Below are 18,760 nucleotides of genomic sequence, written 5' to 3'. Positions count from 1 at the left end.
ATGGCAGATCCATTTGGATTTTTAAAATACCCCCGAAAGGACAATCCTTATCGTCCAGTCGAAGAACGTATTCAGGATTGGGAAGAATTACAAACACCCCTCAGTGTAGAGGAGCGGAAAGAACAAGCGGCTCGTTGTATGAATTGCGGAATTCCATTTTGTCATACAGGAATTTTTTATGGCGGCAAGCGTGCAGTATCAGGTTGTCCTAACGATAATCTGATTCCTGAATGGAATGATTTTGTTTTTCGTGGCGATTTTAAGAACGCCTTTGATCGATTGGCAAAGACTAACCCACTACCAGAGATGACAGGTCGAGTATGTCCTGCGCCATGTGAAAAATCTTGTACAGAAGGATTGAACGGTTCTGGCGTGGCGATCCATGATAATGAACGCTTCATTATCGATCATGCCTTTGAAAATGATTGGGTCAAAGCAGATGGGCTGCCGGATGAACGGACAGATTTTAAAGTAGCGATCATTGGCTCTGGTCCGGCTGGACTTTCAGCCGCGTGGCGCTTAAATCAGCTGGGCCATCAAGTAACGGTTTATGAACGTAGTGACCGTGCCGGCGGCTTGTTGATGTATGGGATTCCCAATATGAAGTTGGATAAAGAAATCGTTCAGCGTCGAATTGATGTAATGAAGGAAGTCGGAATCACCTTTGTTTTAAATACCGAGGTTGGAACAGATATTAGTGCCCCTGACTTGCAAAAAGATTATGATCGTGTCATTATTGCCAGCGGTGCCGGCGTGCCTCGAGACTTAAAGATCAAAGGACGTGAACTGCATGGCATTCAGTTTGCGGTAGATTATTTAACGGAATGCACGAAAACTGTTTTACAGCAAGGAAAGAAAGTAACGGATCAGAAGTTAGCAGGCAAGCATGTGATCGTTATTGGCGGTGGAGACACAGGAAATGACTGTATCGGATCAGCAATTCGTCAAGGTGCTGCTTCTGTCAAACAGCTGGAAATCACGCCTCAGCTACCTTCAAACCGAACACCTGATAATCCTTGGCCAGAATATTCTATGATCAATCGCCAAGGGTATGGCCAAGAAGAGGGAGCGTTGAAAAATGATGCGCTAACGACTTATAGTACCTCCACAACGTCCTTTATCGGTGCGGAACGAGGACAGGTAATTGCGATTGAAACGACTCAGGTCGATGCACGCTTCCAGCCAATCAAGGGTACGGAGAAAACCCTGAAGGCAGATTTAGTATTGCTGGCGATGGGCTTTACAGGTGCAGAGAAAAATCTATTGGACGCCTTCGATGTTCATGAGATTTATGAAGACTATACAACAAATAATGAAAAAGTATATGTGGCAGGCGATGCTAGAAGGGGCCCTAGTCTTGTGATCTGGGGAATTCGTGAAGGACGTAAAGCTGCAGAAAACGTGGATCAGATCTTACGGTCTTTGATTCATCAATAAAAAAAGAGGCTCTTCGTCAATGAGTGTTGGTGAAGAAATTCAATAGAATAATCAAGTCATTCACACGGCTAGGCAGCTCTTCTGTCTAGCCGTGTTGTCGTTCTGGTCTTGTTCATTTGGGTGGTTTTCTTGAAATACTTTCCGCGATACAAAAAGATTCGTTCTCGGTAATTTTGGAAGTTTCTAAAGCCATAGGCCATTCGTTTTAGTACTTTGATATGGTTGTTCAAACATTCCAGTGGCTCGTTGGAATAGGGAACCCGCAACGCGCGTTTGATTTCTGTTTGGTACTTTTTGAAGGTCGTAATCACTGGTTGGTAGTGTTCTGGTAACTCTTTGTAATTTTCCTTTAAAAGTTTCGTGAAATCAGGAACATCTCGTCTTCTGATAGCGGACAGAAAGTGTTGGTAGACTTCGTATCCTTGCTTTAGGGAGTCATCGTAAGACAACAGGCGATCGACGATTTCTGCTTCCGTTAGATGTGCCCGAAAAGAAGGTCGCCAGTAGCGGTGTCTCCCCTTCAATTCCCACGCATTCTTCTGAAGCAGTTTCCAGTATTTCTTTAAATGTTTTGATCGACTGTCGCCTTTTCTAAAGGACTTCATTATCTGAATTCGGTGGTTGGTAAATGCTCGGCCAATGTGTTGACTGATATGAAAGCGATCGGCGACGATTCGGGCATTCGGAAAACAATCTTTCACCAATGTACGATAGGGTGTATAGAAATCTGAAACCACTAGACGTACTTGTTCCCGTACCTTTCTGGGATAACGCAAGAAATAGTCGCGTAAAGGATCGAGTTGACGATTTTCCACAATATCGATCAGTTGATGGGTTTTGCCATCCATCATGACAAAGCTCATAGCACCCGAGACATTTTTCACTGATTTGAATTCATCAAAACACAACACTTCTGGCAGTGGCTGGCTCAAAGAAATGGTTTTGGGCCGAAGGCTGCGAAGGATCCGAATAACCGTTGTTGGAGAAACGTGTTTCATGCGTGCGATCAAGGACATTGAAAGAGGCTCACTTAATAGTTCGAGAACGGCTTGTTTGACTCTGCGGGCAATGGAGCAGCGACGATCACTAACCGAATCTTCGGCTAAAAAAGTTTTTCCACAGTGTTTACACTTAAAGCGTTGCTTGTTTATCCGCAGAATCGTCTTGTAATTACTGACGTCATTTAATAGGATAGAGACTTTCTTCCAGCCCCATTTAATGATTGTTTGATCATTTTCATAGCGGCAATGAAAGCATTCCTCTGGTCGATAGGTTAATGTGCCATCAAAAACAAAACAGGTCTCGTCCTTGATTCGCTCTTTGCGAAAGGCATTCTCATGAAAGGTAAGATTTAGGTCTAGAATATCTAGTAACTCTTTGGTAAACTCTGAATAGGACATCTTGAAACACTCCTTTGAATGGTTTTCGTCGACTTTATTCTAAAGGATTTCAAGGTGTCTGTTTGCGTTTATTAAAAAAAGAAAAAGTGTTGGCAACAGAAGGTGTCACCAACACTAGATATTATAGAGCCAAAAAGATGCCATTAGGCATCTCAGACTGTAGACAAAGTCCATTTTATGGATGCTGTCTACAGTTTTTTCTTTTATAATGGATTTATGAAACCGAATACAGGAGGGATAGTTTATGATGTCCAAAAACAATACGAATGGTAGAAACCAATTCGCGATGCTCACGATTGACGATCTGGTTCCTCATGATCACCTTGTTCGAAAGATTGATGCGGCGATTGATTTTGAGTTCATTTATCCAATTGTTGAAGAGACTTATTCAACTTTAGGACGACCAAGCATTGACCCCGTTATTCTTATCAAATTAGTGTTTATCCAATACCTCTTTGGGATTCGCTCCATGCGACAAACAATTAAGGAAGTCGATACCAATGTCGCTTATCGTTGGTTTTTAGGATTTTCCTTCGAAGAAGACATCCCGCATTTTTCCACTTTTGGTAAAAATTATGTCCGGAGGTTTCGAGAAACCACGTTGTTTGAAGACATTTTTGCTTATATTTTGGGACAAGCAGTCAAAGCAGGCTTTGTGACAGAAGATAACTTATACCTTGATTCGACGCACATCAAAGCCAATGCCAATAAACATAAGTTCACGAAGGAAATGACTCATGACGAAGCGAAAGCCTATCAAGATGAATTAGAAGATGAAATCAATCGTCAACGAATCGAAGCGGGAAAACGCCCTTTTACTTTGGACTTAGAAAAGGAAGTGGAGCTGAAAGAAAGAAAAATAAGTAAGGCCGATCCAGAAAGTGGCTACTACGTCAAAGGCGAACGAGAAAAACAGTTTGCTTATTCTGCCCATACATCCTGCGATGACAACGGATTTGTTCTTAGCACGATCGTGACTCCCGGAAATATCCATGACAGTCAAGTCGCGTTCCAACTCGTCAAACAATCGAAGAGACTTTTTCCAGAAATCAAACGAGTGGTTGCGGATGCTGGCTATAAGACCCCGAAGTTTGTTCACTTTTTGACACACTGGAAACTTCGGCCAATTTTACCCTACTCACGCCCGAGAGGAAAGAAAGGGTTGTTACCAAAAAAGGAATTTGTCTATGATGAGTGTCACGATTGCTATCTTTGTCCTAACGATCAAATGTTAAAATTTTCTACAGTCAACCGAGAGGGCTATCGAGAATACAAATCAAATCCGAAAAAATGCATAAGTTGCCCGTTGCTAAGAAGCTGCACGAAAAGTAAAAATCATCAAAAAGTGATCACACGACACGTTTGGGCGAATTTGATGGATGAAATTGAGCAGCTTCGCCTGACAGATTTGAATAAAGAGATTTACAAAAAGAGAAAAGAAACGATCGAGCGAATATTTGCAGATGCAAAAGAGAAGCATGGGATGCGTTGGACCAAGTATCGAGGCTTGGAAAAAGTCGCGACGCATACGATGCTAGTGTTTGCTGCAATGAATTTGAAGAAACTGGCCACGTGGCTATGGAAAGGCAAAGAGCCTTTATTTTTTTTGCTCTGAATTTCGAAAGGAAACATATAAAAAGACGACCCAAACTCGAACTACGAGTTTGGGTCGTCTTTTGTCTACAGTCTGAGATGCCATTAGGCATCTTTTTTATTTTTTTACAGGGACGATAGGAAAGGACACGTCATCTAATTCATCATAGAGAGTGTCTGGCGTACCATTTTTTGTTTTAATCAATAAATGATAGCCATATTGATCTTGAATCGCTAATTTTTGTTCACTCAATTCAATCAGTTGGTAGATGATGGCTGTGCCATCTAAAATAATCGATAAGTCAGGGTAAATCGTTATGGTATGATGTTTGTGTTCTTTTGGATGAGTGAACTCCCAAGAACCGACATACCTGCTATTAAGGTCCTTCGCCTCACGTTTGCGGACAAATTTTGAACTCACTGCAGCTACACCGAGAGATGTCGCACTGAGGAAGACGGGCCATTTCAATCTCATCAAAAAACTCCTTTCTCAACCTTACGAATACCAATAAAAAATTGCTGAATAATTTTTAAGCCAGAATCCTGATTTGAGATCGTTCTAGCTAATCTCTAGTTCTCTGAAAACACTTGAAAAAGTTGTACAAGAATACTTTCACACGGGCTTTGTTATACTATATAATAAAGTCTGTCATCTTACCATCAGCCTTAAGGACTATTTAACTTTTTTTAGAAGGATTTTGATAAAAAATGAAGTATTCTGCCATTCACTTAGCTATTTTTATTGAAAGGAGCAATCGGTTTATTGCTCGCTGCCGCCTATTTGATTCAGGCGAAGAAATTGTCACCCACGTAAAAAATACTGGGCGTAGTAAAGAACTACTTGTTCCGAACGCTCTAGTAGCGGTGAACCATCAGCCGTCAGAGAAACGGAAAACGGCTTATGATTTGATCGCAGTCAAAAAGGGAGAGATGTGGATCAATATTGACTCACAAATCCCTAATGCTTTGGCAGCTGAGGGAGTTTTATCTGGAAAGATTACGTTGCCTGGATTAAAGGGGACAATTAATTATTTAAAACGGGAGTATACGTTTGAACGGTCAAAATTTGATATTTATTTTGAAACGGACCTTCAGGAAAAAGGGTTTGTTGAGGTGAAGGGATTAACCCTTGAAAATTATGGGATCGGTGCGTTTCCTGATGCGCCAACATTACGAGGTCTGAAGCACGTAGAAGAGTTGCGTCTGGCGCAAGCCATGGGGTATCATTGCTATCTATTATTCATTGTCCAGTTTCCGAACATTCAAGCGGCGACAATTCATCGTGTGATGCAGCCGAAGCTTTATGAGGCGGTAGAAATGGCTGAAGGAGACGGAGTTCAAGTTTTAGCGTATAATTGTGACGTGGATCAAGAAACGATTTCAATCAAACAGGCGGTTCCATTTGATTTAGAGCAAGCATTTATTGATCCTAATTCGTGAGTACACAGGGGTTAATAAGTTATCAAAAGTAAAATTATACGGATTTTTCAAAGCAAGAAAATTGAAAGACTCAAAAATAGGGAGGAAACAAGCATGATTAATTTAGGGATTATTGGAACGAATTGGATCACGGACCAATTTGTTCAAGCTGCGCATGAGACAGGACAGTATCAACTGGCGGCTGTTTATTCACGACGACTTGAAACAGCGCAAAAATTTGGTGAAAAATATGGCGACGTAGAGTATGCCACGGATCTTAAGACATTCTTTGACATTGAACATTTGAACACTGTGTATATTGCTTCACCAAATAGTCTGCATTTTGAACAGGCAAAGCAAGGCATCCTTGCAGGGAAAAATGTGATTGTTGAAAAACCAGCCTTCTCAACACCGCAAGAGATGGATGAAATTATCGAGTTAGCAAATCAAAAAAGAGTCTTTTTCTTTGAAGCGGCTCGTAATATCCATGAGCAATCTTTTAAAACAGTGGCAGACTTTCTTCCTTACAAAGATCGTATTATCGGTGCGGACTTTAGTTTTATGAAGTATTCTTCTCGCTACGATCAAGTGTTGGATGGACAAGAACCGAATATCTTTTCACCACACTTTTCTGGAGGCGCGTTAGCTGATTTAGGCGTTTATCCGATTTATGCGGCACTGGCTTGGTTCGGAATGCCTAAGGAAAGTATTTATTTTGGACAAAAGCTTTCGACAGGCGTTGACGGAATGGGCACCGGTATTTTACGTTATGAGAACTTTGATGTGACGATTCGAACAGGCAAAATTGGAGACAGCTTCCAACAGTCAGAAATCTATTTAACGAATGGAACGTTAGTTATGAATGCGGTGAATTCGATTAGCGAAGCTGTTTTTCATGATCGTGATCATCAGCGAAGAGAAAAACTGAACGTTCACCAATTAGAAAATCCGATGGTTGAAGAAGCTAACGTGTTTGCGCAGGTCATTCTAAACCCTACTGACCGCAAACTTGGGACGGATTATGAAGAATGGGTGGAATTAGCCCGTAATGTGAACCAAGTAATTTATGATATGCGAAAAAGTGCAGGCATTGTTTTTGATGCTGATAAGAAATAGAGGAAATTATGGATAATCAAGAGTTTGTACCATTTTTAAAGAAAAACTGGGATGAAGCAGGCTTTAAAAAACCTGCTTTGATCCAAGAAAAAGTCTATGCTCCTATTAGCGAGGGAGAAAATCTTGTTGGAATTGCACCGACTGGAAGCGGGAAGACCCTCGCGTACTTATTACCGTTACTTAATCGATTGGAAGCAGGAAAGGCTAGCCAAGTTTTAGTTCTGACTTCTTCTCAAGAGTTAGCTATGCAGGTAGTTGAGGTTGCACGCAAGTGGCTGGCAGGTTCTGGGATGAAAGTACAGGCTTTGATTGGCGGAGCAAACGTAAAACGTCAACAGGAAGCCTTAAAGAAAAAACCAGAATTATTGATTGGTACACCTGGACGTGTATTGGAATTAATTACAGCAAAAAAAATTAAGGCAGCTCACATTCAAACCTTGGTCTTCGATGAAGTGGATCAGCTGATCCAAGGACAGAGCCTTCAGCTCATTCAAAAAATTTTGAAAGCAAGTGATAATGAAGCACAGCATTTGTATTTTTCTGCCACAGCCGATGCTGTATTAGAAGAGCTGAATCAATTTGAGTCGGAGTTACTTGTTGTGGATGTTTCAAAAGAGGATAAGAGTCAAGGGGCTGTACAGCATTTCTATTTAGAAACTAGTGATCGAAAGAAAGTCGATCAATTACGACGTTTACTAAATCTGCCAGCCTTTTGGGGGATGATTTTCTTCAATCAATTGAATGACATGGGAAGTGCCGAAGAGAAATTATTGTATCATGAGTTACCTGTCGCAAGTTTGGCATCTGACCAATCAAAGCTATCTCGTAAAAATGCGATTGAACAATTCAAAAAACATCAGGCACTAGGTCTGTTGACGACAGATTTGGCAAGTCGCGGCTTAGATATTGAAGCATTGCCATTTGTAATCAATGCGGATGTTCCTTTAAGTGAAGAAAGCTATCTGCATCGTGCTGGACGCGTTGGTCGAATGGGGAATAGCGGTGTTGTAATTTCTCTGGTGACACCACAAGAAAAATCTGATTTAACAAAAATCGCGAAGAAACTAGAAGTGAAGCTTGCACCAATCTATTTATTTGGAGGGGAGCTTTTAACGGAAGAACCCACACGACAGAGTGAACCCAAAAAGAAAAAAAGCAAAAACAAAAAAGGGAAAAGACGAAAATAAGTCTTTTTCCTTTTTTTATTTTTTTAGGAGTATCGTTCATATGCGCTTTTTTGAATTCTTATTTGAGAAAAATTCATCTATTAGTAATTGGCGACTCGCAGTTTTTTTCCTTTTTTTAGCTTAGCTTCCTTAAATTTAAGTTAGCCACCTTGATAAAATAAGTTAAAATCGCTACAATAGGATAGGCATGTTCTCGTAGCTCAGTAGGATAGAGCGATCGCCTCCTAAGCGATAGGTCGCTGGTTCGATTCCAGTCGAGAACGTAGTAAAAATCCACTTAGAAAATTATTTCTAAGTGGATTTTTTGTAATTAAGCCCAATCACCATTTCTAAAAATTGGAACTTTTGAACCGTCTTTACGAATACCGTCGATGTTCATTTCCGCGGAACCCACCATAAAATCAACATGGGTTTGGCTGCTGTTTAGACCGGCCTCAGCAAGTTGGGTTTTATTCATTTCAGTACCACCCTCAACACTGAAAGGGTAAGCAGCACCAAGAGCTAAATGATTCGAAGCATTTTCATCAAAAAGCGTATTGAAGAACGTGATTCCTGATTGAGAGATTGGTGAAGGATCAGGGACCAAGGCAACTTCACCTAAATGTTTAGCGCCTTCGTCAATATCTAACAGCGATGCCAAAACATCCGTGCCTTCTTTAGCAGAAAATTCCACAACCTTACCATCTTTAAATGTAAACTTCATTTCATTTAGTGTTGTTCCGGCGTAACTTAACGGTTTAGTACTGGTAATATAGCCGTCAACACGATTCCGGTCAGGTGCGGTGAATACTTCTTCAGTCGGCATATTCGCCATAAACTCATTGCCGTCCGCAGCAAAACTGCCGGCGCCTTCCCAAACGTGGTTCTCAGGCAGTCCTATAACAATATCAGTCCCTGGAGCTGTGTAGTGAAGAGCATAAAACTGTTCTTTATTTAAACGCTCTGCTTGTTTTCGCATCGTTGCGTCATGCTCTTCCCAAGCCTTGACCGGATCGTCTGTATAGATGCGGGTTGTTTTGAAAATTTCTTTCCAAAGTCTATCAACTTGTTCTTCACTTGAAGCAAGTTCAGGGAATACTTTTTCTGCCCAAGCTGGACTTGAAGCCGCTACGACAGTCCAACGTAATTTATTGGATTGAGTTGCCTCCATTACAGCCTGCAGTGCTTTTCCTCTTGCTGCTTGATAGGCTGCGACACGGGTGGTATCAACCCCTAATAAAGCATCTGGATTTTGAGAAACAATACTGATACGAGTCACGCGCTTTTCGGCAAAAGTGTTGGCTTCATCAACCTTGTAGGGTGGGACTTCATTGATACGATCCTCTGCTGCATGACTTAAAAATTCTCGCTGAACCTCGTCATCATTCCATTGGACGATGACTTCTGCAGCGCCTAATTGATAGGCCTCTTTCGTCACTAGACGGGCCAATGATGCTTGTTCTACGCTGGCATAGACAACCACGGTATCATCCTTTTGTACGTTAACACCAACTTTTGTAATCAAATGTGCGTATTTATTTAAAAGCGTCTCAAAATTAGGTAAAACCATTTGAATCCCTCCATTTCGTTAGTTCCATCTTAGCATTTCTTAGATTTTCGTAAAAGAAAATGTGTTCAAAAAAAGATGCACCAGACATTACTGGCACATCTTGTTCGATTAATTAGGAAGCAGCTTCAACGATTTTTTTTGCAAAAGCTTCCAAGTTTTCAATGTCTTCCTCTTCAGCAGCCATCTCAACTTTTACACTGTCCGCACCACGAGTTGCCCCGGTTTTTGCGAAGGCAGCATCAAAATCATCAACGGATTTGCAGTATTGATCATAGAAAGTATCCCCAGAGCCGCAAACACCAAAGATTTTTCCGCTTAGATCTAATTCTTGTAGTTCTTCATAAAAGTCTACGATTTCATCAGGCAGATCCCCTTCACCGTAGGTATATGTGGCAACGACACAAATATCCGCATCTTCAAAATCCTCTGCGTCGACTTGTGTACATTCATCGATTTCAACGTCAAGATCTAGATTTTCGAAGGCTTCTGCGACGATGTCGGCGATTTCTTCGGTATTTCCAGTCATGCTGGCATATACGATTTTTGCTAATGTCAAAAAAATTTCCTCCTTATTTTTTGAATGTCGTAGCTCATACGACCTTTGCGTTCAAGTATTCATCTTTTGAAAAAATTACTTAATGAACGGCAAAAAGTCGAATGGACATCCTTAGCTTTAAGCTAAATTTATGGTCATTATATCAAAATAAAAATCAAAAGGAAATCACTCCTCTCTAACCATTTGTTCGCTTTATAGGGTTATGTTAAAATGGACAAGATGAAAAAGGATGTTCGTCCAGCTTTTCACAGACTATGCTTGATGAACGATAAAAAATATTTTCACCAAGAAAACTAGAGATAAAAAGTAAACGATAAGATATAAGGAGACGAGAACATGATTACATTGAAATCACCCCGCGAAATAGAAATGATGAACGAATCAGGCGAACTGCTGGCTGATGTCCATCGTCATCTACGGGATTTTATAAAACCTGGAATTACTAGTATGGATATTGAAAATTTTGTTAGAAACTTTATTGAAAGTCACGGTGGTGTAGCGGCACAAATTGGTTTTGAGGGGTATGAATATGCGACCTGCTGCAGCATCAATGATGAAATTTGTCATGGTTTTCCAAGAAAGAAACCATTGAAAAATGGCGATCTGATCAAAGTTGATATGTGCGTGGAATACAAAGGTGCGATGTCTGATTCTTGCTGGTCTTATGCAGTCGGAGACGTTTCGCCTGAAATTCAACGACTAATGGATGTAACAAAAAAAGCGATGTACTTAGGGATTGAACAAGCACAAATTGGAAATCGTATCGGGGATATTGGTCATGCGATTCAAACCTACGCTGAAGGGGAAGGCTTCTCAGTTGTGCGTGATTTTGTTGGGCATGGCATTGGGCCAACCATTCATGAAGAGCCCGCGATCCCTCATTATGGAGTTGCCGGAAAAGGCCTTCGTCTAAAAGAAGGCATGGTTATTACCATCGAACCGATGATTAATACAGGTGTATGGCAAATGAAGATGGATCCAAACGGCTGGACGGCTTACACACGCGATGGCGGCTGGTGTGCACAGTATGAGCACACATTGGCGATCACGAAAGAAGGGCCACAAATTTTGACTTCACAAGGTGAAGAAGGAACATATTAGAACGACGAGGACTTTATGGGACCAATAGATAAAATTAAAAAAAATAAAAAACTAATGGATTTTATCCAATCGATCCAAAAACATGTAGCAGAAACAGAAATAGGCGACCGCTCTGTGGTAGTCGCCTATTATTTGTTGCTGTCCTTTTTTCCAATATTGATCATTGTGGGAAACTTGCTGCCATATTTTAATATTACACCAGAAACAGTCTTGCCTTATTTGAGTGAGGCGATTCCGCCAAATGTTTTTAGCTTTCTAAAGCCGGCGATTACGGGTCTGCTGGAGAACACTTCCGGCGGAATGCTGTCGATCTCAGTTTTAGCAGCATTGTGGTCCTCCAGTCGAGGAATCAATGCGCTTCAAACAGCTTTAAATCGTGCTTATGGTGTTGAAGACCGCGGAAACTTCGTGATCAGTCGAATTGTATCGGTAGGAATCGTCGGGGTTTTGATGATGGCAATCATCGCCGTCGCGCTGTTTTTCAGTGCTGGACAGGTCATTCTAGATGCGTTACAGCAATTATTACGTTTTTCTCCAGATATTATTGATACATTTCTAGCTTTACGCTGGCCAGTGACCTTGATTGGGCTGTTAGTTATTTTAGGCGGACTTTATATCGTTATTCCGAATGCTCATGTACGAGTCAAGTATGCACTTCCTGGAACTATTTTTGCGACAGTTGGTTGGATTGTTTTAGCACAAGGTTTCAGCATTTATGCGCAAACCTTCGCTCAGCGCGTTTCTGGTTATCAAATCATCGGAAGTTTCATTGTATTAATGTTCTGGCTGAATTTTGCCGCGACGATCATTATTTTGGGCGGCGTGTTAAATGTGGCGATTGAAGAATACCATACGGGTCAGGAAGTTACCGAAGGATCAAATCGGGTCAACAAATGGTTTAACAAATTAAAAGATCGTTTCATTAAAAAGAAAAAATAATCTCAAGATTTTTGAAAGATTCTAGGAGAACCTTGTAAAGAGCAAGGAATCTTATATAATATTTTTAGTAAAAAGGCAGGTGGCAATATGTTAGTATCATTCGGATTAATCATCAAGTATTTTTTAACTTTTTTGATTGCATTGATTTTGACCCCGATTTTTAAAATAATTTCGGTTCAGACAGGATTGGTTGATAATCCGAATGCGCGCCGAATGAATCAAGTGCCGATGCCTAGTGCTGGTGGATTACCGATTTTTATTACTTTTGCTATTTCATCATTGATTCTGTTTCGTGAGGCGATTCCATTTGATTATATAAGTAAGATTCTGTTAGGTGGGTTAATTATTATCATTACTGGATTGCTGGATGATAAGTTTGAATTGTCGCCTAAACAAAAAAGTGTTGGCATTTTACTGGCCGCGTTAGTCATTTATTACGTTGCAGAAATTCGTTTTGATTTCTTCACTGCACCGTTATTCGGGCGAATCAATTTAGACTGGCTAAGTTTACCAGCGACCATTTTTTGGATTTTCGGCATTACGAATGCGTTGAATTTGATTGATGGTTTAGATGGTTTGGCTTCAGGTGTATCTATTATAAGTTTGACAACGATTGGTGTGATCGGTTACTTTTTCCTTCATTCATCCACTGTCTATATTTCCTTAGCTATTTTTTGTTTAGTTGCTAGTATCATGGGCTTCTTTCCATATAATTTTCATCCTGCTAAGATTTATTTAGGGGATACTGGCGCGTTGTTTTTAGGCTTTATGATGTCTGTACTGACTTTGCAGGGATTGAAAAATGTAACATTCATCTCCTTGATTACGCCATTGGTCATTTTAGGTGTACCAGTAACGGATACGTTCTTTGCTATGGTTCGACGGAAAGCGAAAAATATGCCGATTTCTGTTGCAGATAAGCAGCACCTGCATCATCGGTTATTAAATCTAGGCTTTACTCATCGTGGTGCAGTTCTAACGATTTATGCTATCGCCGTGTTGTTCTCATTCTCCGCGTTACTGTTGAATTATACTAGTCGTGTAGGTACGATTGTTTTAATTGTTGCTATGACTTTTGCCTTAACCTTCTTGCTAGAGCTGATTGGATTAATTAGTGAAAAATACAGCTTTATCACGAAGAGTTTCCGCTTTTTCGGGAATAAAGAGTACCGCTCACAGGTACTGCAAAAATATTTGAAGAAATGAGTGTTGTCGTCCGTTATGAATAGGAATGATATTAATGTGACTGTCAGCATCGTGACCCACAACAGTGACAAAATTTTTCTAAGCTTGGATTCATTGATTGAGACCTTAGGGGAGGATCAAACAATCCAAATCAAGCTTTTTGATAATGCCTCAGAATCAGAGTATCGAGAAAGATTGAGGAAGTATCTGGCTTATCCGTTTATTACCATCAATTTTTATGAAGAGAATAAGGGCTTTGGTTTTGGACATAATGCTAATTTATTAGGTTCTTCTGGGTACGGCATTATTTTTAACCCAGATATTATTCTCTCTGAAAATCATCTAAGAGAGATGGCAATTCATTTGGCGGCACAACCAAAGTGCGGGCTTTTAGCACCAAAGATTTTAAACGAAGATGGCACGACCCAATATTTAATACGCAATCAATTAAACGTTTTTGATTATATGCTGCGTTTCATCCCGTTTAAACTTGTTAAAAGACTGTTTGCCAAACGGTTAGCCAAGTTTGAATGTCGTGATCTGCCAGATGATCGAGATAGTTTCGTTCGAATGATTTCCGGCAGTTTCATGGTAGTAGATATAGATAAGTTTAATGAAATCAATGGCTTTGATGAACGCTATTTTATGTATTTCGAAGATAATGACTTATGTCGAAAAATGGAACAAGCAGGATATCAAGCGGTATATAGCCCACAATTTTCCGTTGTTCATTTATATGAGCGCGGGGCAGTGAAAAGCCGCAAGCTATTTTTTATTTTTTTACAGTCCATGAGAAAATATTTTCAAAAGTGGGGCTGGCAATTCTTTTAATTTTGGAGGTAGGGAATGCAAAAGCAGTCCAAGATGCGAATCTCTGTGTGTATGGCAACATACAACGGTCGCCATTTTATTGAAGAACAATTGAACAGCATATTCCCGCAGCTTTCAGAACATGATGAGTTGATTATTTCCGACGACCATTCAACAGATGGTACGTGGGAATTTTTATTAGAGTTAAAAGCGAAGGATCCCCGAGTGAAGCTTTTTCGAAATGATGGGAAAGGATTAATCGCAAACTTTGCCAACGCCATCCAGCAAAGCAGCCATCCGATTATTTTTTTAAGCGATCAGGATGACATTTGGCATGCAGATAAAGTGAAAAAAACATTGCCTTATTTCGAAAAAACTAAAACAACGGTCGTGATCTCTGACTTAGTTATCGTGGATAATGATCTTGAGGTTTTGGTTCCTTCCTATCAAGCGATGCGTCATACACATTCTGGTTTTTGGCATAACATCGTAAAAAGCAGCTATATTGGTGCAGGAATGGCCTTTCGGTCAGAATTGAAGGGAATTATCCTGCCGATCCCTGAAGGTGTTCCCATGCATGACATGTGGATTGGACTTTTGGCGGATTATTATCACGGTGTGGTTTTTATTCCAGAGCAATTGGTTTATTATCGTCGTCATGGTTTGAATGCCTCAGAGATTAAAACAACTGCTTCTCGGATCCAACAATTCAAATGGCGTTGGAATGCCTTGCAATTAGTTAGAAAAAGAATAAAAGAAATTAAAAAAAAGTAGCAAAACGATTTTTCTAGTACCCAACATCAGGTATAATGTGTTCGTATGTAAAAAAAAGGAGCGTAAGTATGAAAGGAATCATTCTAGCAGGGGGCAGCGGTACTCGTTTATACCCTCTAACCAAAGCAACTTCGAAACAATTAATGCCAGTTTATGACAAACCAATGATCTACTATCCAATGTCTACATTGATGTTGGCGGGAATCAATGAAATTTTGATTATCTCAACACCACAGGACACACCACGGTTTGAAAATCTTTTTGGTGATGGCCATGAATTAGGAATCCATATCGAGTATGCAGTGCAAGAAAGTCCGGACGGCTTGGCTCAAGCGTTTATTATCGGTGAAGAATTCATTGGTGACGATAGTGTCTGTCTTGTTTTAGGAGATAACATTTATTACGGCGATGGCCTTTCACGCATGCTGCAGCGGGCAGCGAAGAAAACTGAAGGCGCAACTGTATTCGGCTATCATGTGAATGATCCAGAACGTTTTGGTGTGGTAGAATTCGATGGTGATATGCAGGCTGTTTCTATTGAAGAAAAACCTGAAAAGCCAAAATCACATTATGCAGTAACGGGCTTATATTTCTACGACAATGATGTAGTTGAGATTGCGAAAAACATTCAACCATCCGAACGTGGTGAATTGGAAATCACAGATGTAAATAAAGAGTACTTGAAACGTAATAAGTTATCAGTAGAGGTGATGAGCCGTGGCTTTGCATGGTTAGACACTGGAACGCATGAATCTCTATTAGAGGCTTCTACCTTTATTTCGACGATCGAAAAGCGTCAAAACTTGAAGGTAGCTTGTTTAGAAGAAATTTCTTATCGCATGGGCTACATCACTAAAGAACAATTAGTTGAACTAGCTCAACCGTTGAAGAAAAATCAATATGGACAATACTTATTACGTTTAGCAGAAGAGGAATAGATATGGGGAAAATTAAAGTAACTGAAACAAATTTAACAGATGTTAAAATCATTGAACCGGCTGTGTTTGGTGATCATCGCGGGTTCTTCACTGAAAGTTATTCAGTTGAGGATTTCAAAGCCGCAGGCATTGATTTTGATTTCATTCAAGACAATCACTCACTATCGACACAACCAGGCGTCCTGCGTGGGTTGCATTTTCAAAAAGGCAAATCAGCGCAAACTAAATTGATTCGTGTAGTAACAGGTGCGGTACTTGATGTGATCGTGGATATTCGTAAAGGAAGTCCAACCTATGGAAAATGGGAGGGCTACATCCTTTCAGAGCACAACCATCGTCAATTACTGGTTCCTCGCGGGTTTGCTCATGGCTTTGTAACATTAACACCGAATGTTAACTTTATGTATAAATGTGATAATTACTATGATGCAGAAGCAGATGGCGGGATTTCATTCGCTGATCCAGATCTAGCCATTGATTGGCCAATTGACATTGAAAAAGCTATTACCTCAGAAAAAGATGCGAAACAACCGACCTTAAAGGAATTTGAGTCTGAAAATCCTTTTGTATATGGTGAAATTTAAGAACAGTCTTTATAGAAAAAGGGCAAGAAACGTGTTGAAAATCAAATCCATTTTCCGATAGTGGGAAATGAGTATTTTAATACCAAATAGGAGTAACGTACAGATGAAAAATATTATTGTAACTGGCGGAGCAGGATTTATCGGATCAAACTTCGTACATTATGTTGTAAACAATCATCCAGAAGTTCATGTAACAGTTTTAGATAAGCTGACTTATGCAGGGAACAAAGAAAATTTGGCTGGTCTGCCAAAGGATCGGGTAGAATTAGTTGTCGGTGATATTGCTGATGCAGAACTAGTGGAACGTTTAGTGCAAACTACAGATGCTGTTGTTCATTACGCGGCGGAATCACATAACGATAACTCATTAAAAGACCCATTTCCATTCGTACAAACGAACATTATTGGTACCTATACATTGATTGAAGCATGCCGTAAAAACAATGTTCGTTACCACCATGTTTCAACAGATGAGGTGTATGGCGATCTTCCTTTAAGAGAAGATTTACCAGGTCATGGTGAAGGAGCGGGCGAGAAATTCACGGATGAAACGCCTTATAATCCTTCAAGCCCATACTCATCGACAAAGGCAGGTTCTGATTTATTAGTCAAAGCGTGGGTCCGTTCATTTGGCCTGCAAGCGACTATTTCAAATTGCTCCAATAATTATGGTCCTTATCAACATATAGAGAAGTTTATTCCACGTCAAATCACGAATGTTTTAAGCGGGATTCGTCCAAAGCTATATGGCGATGGGAAAAATGTGCGTGACTGGATTCATACCAATGACCATTCTTCCGCTGTTTGGTTGATCCTGACTAAAGGAAAAATCGGTGAAACCTATTTAATCGGTGCCGATGGCGAAGAAGATAATAAGACCGTAATGGAGCTTATTTTAGGAGAAATGGGCCAACCAAAAGATGCCTATGATCATGTAAAGGATCGTGCAGGACACGATTTGCGTTATGCGATTGATTCTACGAAGCTGCGGGAGGAATTGGGCTGGGAGCCAAAGTTTACTAACTTCCGTTCAGGTCTGAAAGATACCATTAAGTGGTACACGGAAAATGAAGCTTGGTGGCGTGCTGAAAAAGAAGCTGTTGAAAGCAACTACGCGAAAAACGGCCAATAATACCAATTAAATGAGGCAGGTGCAACCTGTCTTTTTGTCAGTTATGCTTTGCAAAGAAACGGTTTAGCAGAATGACAGTGAGGATAAGACTGATCTTTTTGTTTTTAGAAAAATCAATACCTAAAATAGAACAAGCTGTCAGTTCTGTTTTTAAGGAATCAATTAAATAATTTACAAGGAGTCGATAGAAATGATCTTACTTACAGGTGGACATGGACAATTAGGAACTGAGCTTCGTCATTTGTTAGACGAAAAGAAAATCGAGTACGTTTCAACAGACGCAGATCAACTGGACATTACTGATAAAGAAGCGACATATAGCTTTATTACTGAGATGAAGCCAGAAATCATCTATCATTGTGCGGCATACACTGCCGTTGATAAAGCGGAAGATGAAGGCAAAGAGCTTGATGAAAAAATCAATGTGGAAGGTACGCGAAATGTTGCTGAAGCAGCCAAAGCTGCCGGCTCAACGCTGATCTATATTAGTACGGATTACGTTTTTGATGGAAAGAAAAAAGAGGGGATGTATCAAGTAGACGATGCAACCAATCCATTGAGTGAATATGGCCGGACTAAGCTTTTAGGAGAACAGGCTGTTCAAGAAATCATGGATGATTACTATATCATTCGTACTTCTTGGGTATTTGGTATTTATGGCCACAACTTCATCTATACGATGCAAAATTTAGCTAAAACGCATGATCGATTAACTGTTGTAAATGATCAATTCGGACGTCCTACTTGGACTCGGACCTTAGCTGAATTTATGACTTTTGTAGTTGAAGAAAAGGCACCATATGGTGTGTATCATTTATCTAATGAAAATAGTTGTTCTTGGTATGATTTTGCCAAAGAAATCTTAAAAGATACAGATGTAGAAGTAGCGCCTGTTACTTCTGAGGAGTATCCGCAGAAGGCAACACGTCCACAGTATTCTATTATGGATTTGAGCAAAGCGAAGGCATTAGGATTTGAGATTCCAACGTGGCAAGAAGCCCTAGCAAGCTTTTTAGAATTGGAAGCAAAACAATAAAAAA

General features: G+C 40.2%; 18 protein-coding genes and 1 tRNA gene. 15 read left to right on the top strand and 4 right to left on the bottom strand.

Annotated features, from left to right (window positions below; translation table 11 throughout):
* On the top strand, positions 1-1,437 hold the full coding sequence (locus J9537_RS10225) for a glutamate synthase subunit beta (RefSeq protein ID WP_218256086.1): 1,437 nt from the start codon (positions 1-3) through the stop codon (positions 1,435-1,437).
* Between the two features lie 68 nt (positions 1,438-1,505).
* Here the strand turns inward: J9537_RS10225 and J9537_RS10220 are convergent, their stop codons facing one another.
* Positions 1,506-2,837 (bottom strand): ISL3 family transposase, encoded by a 1,332-nt coding sequence (locus J9537_RS10220; protein ID WP_218256084.1) that lies wholly within the window; start codon positions 2,835-2,837, stop codon positions 1,506-1,508.
* A 244-nt stretch (positions 2,838-3,081) separates the two neighbouring features.
* On the opposite strand from J9537_RS10220, the gene J9537_RS10215 reads away from it, so the two are divergent.
* On the top strand, positions 3,082-4,452 hold the full coding sequence (locus J9537_RS10215; RefSeq protein WP_218255606.1) for an IS1182 family transposase: 1,371 nt from the start codon (positions 3,082-3,084) through the stop codon (positions 4,450-4,452).
* A 96-nt stretch (positions 4,453-4,548) separates the two neighbouring features.
* Here the strand turns inward: J9537_RS10215 and J9537_RS10210 are convergent, their stop codons facing one another.
* The gene (locus J9537_RS10210; RefSeq protein ID WP_010745933.1) at positions 4,549-4,905 is read right to left on the bottom strand and encodes a DUF4828 domain-containing protein; all 357 of its coding nucleotides are present in this window, start codon (positions 4,903-4,905) and stop codon (positions 4,549-4,551) included.
* A gap of 233 nt (positions 4,906-5,138) precedes the next feature.
* Here J9537_RS10210 and sfsA point away from each other — a divergent pair, with 233 nt between their 5' ends.
* The 4 genes from sfsA (at position 5,139) to J9537_RS10190 (ending at position 8,415) form a co-directional block, all read left to right on the top strand.
* A complete protein-coding gene (gene sfsA / locus J9537_RS10205) occupies positions 5,139-5,870 on the top strand; it encodes a DNA/RNA nuclease SfsA (protein WP_218256082.1) in 732 nt (243 codons plus the stop codon).
* A gap of 93 nt (positions 5,871-5,963) precedes the next feature.
* Positions 5,964-6,965, top strand: coding sequence for a Gfo/Idh/MocA family protein (locus tag J9537_RS10200; RefSeq protein WP_010745935.1), 1,002 nt, complete (start codon positions 5,964-5,966; stop codon positions 6,963-6,965).
* Positions 6,966-6,973: 8 nt separating this feature from the next.
* Positions 6,974-8,152: a DEAD/DEAH box helicase gene (locus tag J9537_RS10195; protein WP_218256080.1), complete on the top strand. Its 1,179-nt coding sequence runs from the start codon at positions 6,974-6,976 to the stop codon at positions 8,150-8,152.
* Between the two features lie 189 nt (positions 8,153-8,341).
* Positions 8,342-8,415, top strand: a tRNA-Arg gene (locus J9537_RS10190).
* 47 nt (positions 8,416-8,462) lie between these two features.
* Here J9537_RS10190 and J9537_RS10185 read toward each other — a convergent pair.
* Positions 8,463-9,701, bottom strand: a complete 1,239-nt coding sequence (locus J9537_RS10185; protein WP_218256078.1) for an aminopeptidase — start codon at positions 9,699-9,701, stop codon at positions 8,463-8,465.
* A 112-nt stretch (positions 9,702-9,813) separates the two neighbouring features.
* Positions 9,814-10,257 carry a flavodoxin gene (locus J9537_RS10180; RefSeq protein ID WP_028020300.1) on the bottom strand — a complete coding sequence of 148 codons (444 nt, stop codon included), beginning with the start codon at positions 10,255-10,257 and terminating at the stop codon, positions 9,814-9,816.
* Between the two features lie 336 nt (positions 10,258-10,593).
* Between J9537_RS10180 and map the strand changes: the two genes are divergently transcribed.
* The 9 genes from map (at position 10,594) to rfbD (ending at position 18,756) form a co-directional block, all read left to right on the top strand.
* Positions 10,594-11,358 (top strand): type I methionyl aminopeptidase, encoded by a 765-nt coding sequence (map, locus tag J9537_RS10175; RefSeq protein WP_010745941.1) that lies wholly within the window; start codon positions 10,594-10,596, stop codon positions 11,356-11,358.
* A 15-nt stretch (positions 11,359-11,373) separates the two neighbouring features.
* Positions 11,374-12,297, top strand: coding sequence for a YihY/virulence factor BrkB family protein (locus J9537_RS10170; protein ID WP_010745942.1), 924 nt, complete (start codon positions 11,374-11,376; stop codon positions 12,295-12,297).
* Positions 12,298-12,384: 87 nt separating this feature from the next.
* Positions 12,385-13,503 carry a glycosyltransferase family 4 protein gene (locus tag J9537_RS10165; protein WP_010745943.1) on the top strand — a complete coding sequence of 373 codons (1,119 nt, stop codon included), beginning with the start codon at positions 12,385-12,387 and terminating at the stop codon, positions 13,501-13,503.
* Between the two features lie 15 nt (positions 13,504-13,518).
* Positions 13,519-14,313 (top strand): glycosyltransferase family protein, encoded by a 795-nt coding sequence (locus J9537_RS10160; protein ID WP_218256077.1) that lies wholly within the window; start codon positions 13,519-13,521, stop codon positions 14,311-14,313.
* A gap of 15 nt (positions 14,314-14,328) precedes the next feature.
* The gene (locus tag J9537_RS10155) at positions 14,329-15,066 is read left to right on the top strand and encodes a glycosyltransferase family 2 protein (RefSeq protein WP_218256075.1); all 738 of its coding nucleotides are present in this window, start codon (positions 14,329-14,331) and stop codon (positions 15,064-15,066) included.
* 68 nt (positions 15,067-15,134) lie between these two features.
* Entirely contained in the window at positions 15,135-16,004 is an 870-nt protein-coding gene (gene rfbA, locus J9537_RS10150) for a glucose-1-phosphate thymidylyltransferase RfbA (protein ID WP_010745946.1), read from the top strand.
* Between the two features lie 11 nt (positions 16,005-16,015).
* The gene (rfbC, locus tag J9537_RS10145) at positions 16,016-16,588 is read left to right on the top strand and encodes a dTDP-4-dehydrorhamnose 3,5-epimerase (RefSeq protein WP_218257364.1); all 573 of its coding nucleotides are present in this window, start codon (positions 16,016-16,018) and stop codon (positions 16,586-16,588) included.
* 103 nt (positions 16,589-16,691) lie between these two features.
* Entirely contained in the window at positions 16,692-17,720 is a 1,029-nt protein-coding gene (gene rfbB / locus J9537_RS10140; protein WP_218256074.1) for a dTDP-glucose 4,6-dehydratase, read from the top strand.
* A 190-nt stretch (positions 17,721-17,910) separates the two neighbouring features.
* Entirely contained in the window at positions 17,911-18,756 is an 846-nt protein-coding gene (gene rfbD / locus J9537_RS10135) for a dTDP-4-dehydrorhamnose reductase (RefSeq protein ID WP_218256072.1), read from the top strand.
* The last annotated feature ends 4 nt before the right edge of the window (positions 18,757-18,760 follow it).

Origin of the sequence: Enterococcus raffinosus, assembly GCF_019175485.1 — a bacterium.
GTDB lineage: Bacteria > Bacillota > Bacilli > Lactobacillales > Enterococcaceae > Enterococcus_A > Enterococcus_A raffinosus.
This window is presented reverse-complemented; position numbering and strand designations above follow the sequence as displayed.